This window comes from Virgibacillus sp. GM2-2 (assembly GCF_055329585.1).
The window spans coordinates 1-5,073 of the sequence record NZ_JBUZWC010000032.1; the positions used below are offsets into that span (position 1 = coordinate 1).

A 5,073-nucleotide genomic window follows, 5' to 3' on the forward strand; every position below is an offset into this window, starting at 1 on the left:
TTGCTCCTTGAAAACTGAACAAACAATCAAGTATGTCAAGCAACGAAACAAAGCTAAGAGATAGGTGAGATGGATTGGTGTCCATTTCACACAAACTTTATTGGAGAGTTTGATCTTGGCTCAGGACGAACGCTGGCGGCGTGCCTAATACATGCAAGTCGAGCGCGGGAAGCAAGCAGATCCCTTCGGGGTGATGCTTGTGGAACGAGCGGCGGACGGGTGAGTAACACGTGGGCAACCTGCCTGTAAGATTGGGATAACCCCGGGAAACCGGAGCTAATACCGAATAATACGTCATATCACATGATGAGACGTTGAAAGGCGGCTTTTGCTGTCACTTACAGATGGGCCCGCGGCGCATTAGCTAGTTGGTAGGGTAACGGCCTACCAAGGCGACGATGCGTAGCCGACCTGAGAGGGTGATCGGCCACACTGGGACTGAGACACGGCCCAGACTCCTACGGGAGGCAGCAGTAGGGAATCTTCCGCAATGGACGAAAGTCTGACGGAGCAACGCCGCGTGAGTGATGAAGGTTTTCGGATCGTAAAACTCTGTTGTTAGGGAAGAACAAGTACCGTTCAAATAGGGCGGTGCCGTGACGGTACCTAACCAGAAAGCCCCGGCTAACTACGTGCCAGCAGCCGCGGTAATACGTAGGGGGCAAGCGTTGTCCGGAATTATTGGGCGTAAAGCGCTCGCAGGCGGTCTTTTAAGTCTGATGTGAAAGCCCACGGCTTAACCGTGGAGGGTCATTGGAAACTGGAGGACTTGAGTACAGAAGAGGAGAGTGGAATTCCACGTGTAGCGGTGAAATGCGTAGAGATGTGGAGGAACACCAGTGGCGAAGGCGACTCTCTGGTCTGTAACTGACGCTGAGGAGCGAAAGCGTGGGGAGCGAACAGGATTAGATACCCTGGTAGTCCACGCCGTAAACGATGAGTGCTAGGTGTTAGGGGGTTTCCGCCCCTTAGTGCTGAAGTTAACGCATTAAGCACTCCGCCTGGGGAGTACGGCCGCAAGGCTGAAACTCAAAAGAATTGACGGGGGCCCGCACAAGCGGTGGAGCATGTGGTTTAATTCGAAGCAACGCGAAGAACCTTACCAGGTCTTGACATCCTCTGCAAGCGATAGAGATATCGTGTTCCCTTCGGGGACAGAGTGACAGGTGGTGCATGGTTGTCGTCAGCTCGTGTCGTGAGATGTTGGGTTAAGTCCCGCAACGAGCGCAACCCTTGATCTTAGTTGCCAGCATTTAGTTGGGCACTCTAAGGTGACTGCCGGTGACAAACCGGAGGAAGGTGGGGATGACGTCAAATCATCATGCCCCTTATGACCTGGGCTACACACGTGCTACAATGGATGGAACAAAGGGCAGCGAAACCGCGAGGTGAAGCAAATCCCATAAAACCATTCTCAGTTCGGATTGTAGGCTGCAACTCGCCTACATGAAGCCGGAATCGCTAGTAATCGCGGATCAGCATGCCGCGGTGAATACGTTCCCGGGCCTTGTACACACCGCCCGTCACACCACGAGAGTTGGCAACACCCGAAGTCGGTGAGGTAACCTTTATGGAGCCAGCCGCCGAAGGTGGGGCCAATGATTGGGGTGAAGTCGTAACAAGGTAGCCGTATCGGAAGGTGCGGCTGGATCACCTCCTTTCTAAGGAAGACACGGAAACCGGAATGACCGCTGGTCATTTCGGTAAGACCTACCCGTTGGTAGGCCTTGACATACCATTGTTTGTTCAGTTTTGAGGGATGCAATTATCCTATAATAGATGGGCCTGTAGCTCAGCTGGTTAGAGCGCACGCCTGATAAGCGTGAGGTCGGTGGTTCGAGTCCACTCAGGCCCACCATCTATATAAATACTAGGGGGCCTTAGCTCAGCTGGGAGAGCGCCTGCCTTGCACGCAGGAGGTCAGCGGTTCGATCCCGCTAGGCTCCATTTTGTACCTTGAAAACTAAATAAGAGCAAGATAGACAACGACATCAAACCAATAAAGCGGAAGCGACTGTTCAGGGGCGACACGCATAAGAAAACAACCGAAAAGCACGGTTTATGTGCTTGAAGTGTTGGTTACTTATGACGCGAGCCACTAGGAGCTGAAGCTAGATTATAAGCGTTTAATTTTTTTCGTTTAAGAAGTAATAGTTAAGTGAAGAAGGGCGCACGGTGGATGCCTTGGCACTAGGAGCCGATGAAGGACGGGACTAACACCGATATGCCTCGGGGAGTTGTAAGTAAACTTCGATCCGAGGATTTCCGAATGGGGAAACCCACTGTTCGTAATGGAGCAGTACGCGTATCTGAATACATAGGGTACGTGAGGCAGACCCGGGGAACTGAAACATCTCAGTACCCGGAGGAAGAGAAAGCAAATGCGATTTCCCAAGTAGCGGCGAGCGAAACGGAAACAGCCCAAACCAGAAAGCTTGCTTTCTGGGGTTGTAGGACACTCCATTGGAGTTACAAAGAAATTCCTTAGATGAATCGATCTGGAACGATCAGCCAGAGCGGGTAAGAGCCCTGTAATCGAAAAGGAGTTTCCTCCGGAGTGTATCCTGAGTACGGCGGAACACGTGGAATTCCGTCGGAATCCGGGAGGACCATCTCCCAAGGCTAAATACTCCCTAGTGACCGATAGTGAACCAGTACCGTGAGGGAAAGGTGAAAAGCACCCCGGAAGGGGAGTGAAAGAGAACCTGAAACCGTGTGCCTACAAGTAGTCGAAGCCCGTTAATGGGTGACGGCGTACCTTTTGTAGAATGGACCGGCGAGTTACGATCGTATGCAAGGTTAAGTGGAAGACACGGAGCCGCAGCGAAAGCGAGTCTGAATAGGGCGAATTAGTATGCGGTCGTAGACCCGAAACCGTGTGATCTACCCATGTCCAGGGTGAAGGTCAGGTAACACTGACTGGAGGCCCGAACCCACGTATGTTGAAAAATGCGGGGATGAGGTGTGGGTAGGGGTGAAATGCCAATCGAACACGGAGATAGCTGGTTCTCTCCGAAATAGCTTTAGGGCTAGCCTCAGGCGTAGCGTACTGGAGGTAGAGCACTGATTGGACTAGGGGCCCTCACCGGGTTACCGAATTCAGTCAAACTCCGAATGCCAGCTACGTAAGCCTGGGAGTCAGACTATGGGTGATAAGGTTCATAGTCGAAAGGGAAACAGCCCAGACCGCCAGCTAAGGTCCCAAAGTATACGTTAAGTGGAAAAGGATGTGGAGTTGCCCAGACAACCAGGATGTTGGCTTAGAAGCAGCCACCATTTAAAGAGTGCGTAATAGCTCACTGGTCGAGTGACTCTGCGCCGAAAATGTACCGGGGCTAAACGTATCACCGAAGCTGCGGATTGTTCTTCGAACAATGGTAGGAGAGCGTTCTAAGTGCTGTGAAGTCAGACCGTGAGGACTGGTGGAGCGCTTAGAAGTGAGAATGCCGGTATGAGTAGCGAAAAAAGAGTGAGAATCTCTTTCACCGAAAGCCTAAGGTTTCCTGAGGAAGGCTCGTCCGCTCAGGGTTAGTCGGGACCTAAGCCGAGGCCGAAAGGCGTAGGCGATGGACAACAGGTAGATATTCCTGTACCACCTCATGAATGATTGAGCGATGGGGGGACGCAGAAGGATATGGAAAGCGCACTGCTGGTTATGTGCGCCCAAGCAGTAAGCGAGTTGGATAGGCAAATCCGTCCAACAATCGCAAGCTGTGATGGGGAGGGAAATAGAGTACCGAAGTTCCAGATTTCACACTGCCAAGAAAAGCCTCTAGTGAGTTCATAGGTGCCCGTACCGCAAACCGACACAGGTAGGCGAGGAGAGAATCCTAAGGTGATCGGGAGAACTCTCGTTAAGGAACTCGGCAAAATGACCCCGTAACTTCGGGAGAAGGGGTGCTCCTTTTTAGGAGGAGCCGCAGTGAATAGGCCCAAGCGACTGTTTAGCAAAAACACAGGTCTCTGCGAAGCCGAAAGGCGAAGTATAGGGGCTGACACCTGCCCGGTGCTGGAAGGTTAAGGGGAAGCGTTAGCCGCAAGGCGAAGCGTTGAACCGAAGCCCCAGTAAACGGCGGCCGTAACTATAACGGTCCTAAGGTAGCGAAATTCCTTGTCGGGTAAGTTCCGACCCGCACGAAAGGTGCAACGACTTGGGCACTGTCTCAACGAGAGACCCGGTGAAATTATACTATGCGTGAAGATGCGCATTACCCGCGACAGGACGGAAAGACCCCGTGGAGCTTTACTGTAGCCTGATATTGCATGTTGGTACAGCTTGTACAGGATAGGTGGGAGCCTTGGAAACCGGAGCGCTAGCTTCGGTGGAGGCATCCGTGGGATACCACCCTGGCTGTACGGACATTCTAACCCAGGACCGTCATCCGGTTCGGAGACAGTGTCAGGCGGGCAGTTTGACTGGGGCGGTCGCCTCCCAAAGAGTAACGGAGGCGCCCAAAGGTTCCCTCAGAATGGTTGGAAATCATTCGAAGAGTGTAAAGGCAGAAGGGAGCTTGACTGCGAGACCTACAAGTCGAGCAGGGACGAAAGTCGGGCTTAGTGATCCGGTGGTTCCGCATGGAAGGGCCATCGCTCAACGGATAAAAGCTACCCCGGGGATAACAGGCTTATCTCCCCCAAGAGTTCACATCGACGGGGAGGTTTGGCACCTCGATGTCGGCTCATCGCATCCTGGGGCTGTAGTCGGTCCCAAGGGTTGGGCTGTTCGCCCATTAAAGCGGTACGCGAGCTGGGTTCAGAACGTCGTGAGACAGTTCGGTCCCTATCCGTCGTGGGCGTTGGAAGTTTGAGAGGAGCTGTCCTTAGTACGAGAGGACCGGGATGGACACACCGCTGGTGTACCAGTTGTTCCGCCAGGAGCATAGCTGGGTAGCTACGTGTGGAAAGGATAAGTGCTGAAAGCATCTAAGCATGAAGCCCCCCTCAAGATGAGACTTCCCATCACTTCGAGTGAGTAAGATCCCTCAGAGACGATGAGGTTGATAGGTTCGAGGTGGAAGCGTGGTGACACGTGGAGCTGACGAATACTAATCGATCGAGGACTTAACTACTATT

At 52.8% G+C, this 5,073-nt stretch carries 2 tRNA genes and 2 rRNA genes; all 4 read left to right on the forward strand.

From position 1 onward, the window contains the following. The first annotated feature begins 97 nt into the window (after window positions 1-97). The 4 genes from ACY9Z2_RS18830 (at window position 98) to ACY9Z2_RS18845 (ending at window position 5,069) form a co-directional block, all read left to right on the forward strand. Window positions 98-1,661, forward strand: a 16S ribosomal RNA gene (locus ACY9Z2_RS18830). A gap of 120 nt (window positions 1,662-1,781) precedes the next feature. Further along, window positions 1,782-1,858 (forward strand) — tRNA-Ile (locus tag ACY9Z2_RS18835). Window positions 1,859-1,874: 16 nt separating this feature from the next. Further along, a tRNA-Ala gene (locus tag ACY9Z2_RS18840) sits at window positions 1,875-1,947 on the forward strand. Between the two features lie 205 nt (window positions 1,948-2,152). Continuing rightward, window positions 2,153-5,069, forward strand: a 23S ribosomal RNA gene (locus ACY9Z2_RS18845). The 16S and 23S rRNA genes sit together here with 2 tRNA genes alongside, the layout of an rRNA operon. Window positions 5,070-5,073: the final 4 nt, after the last annotated feature.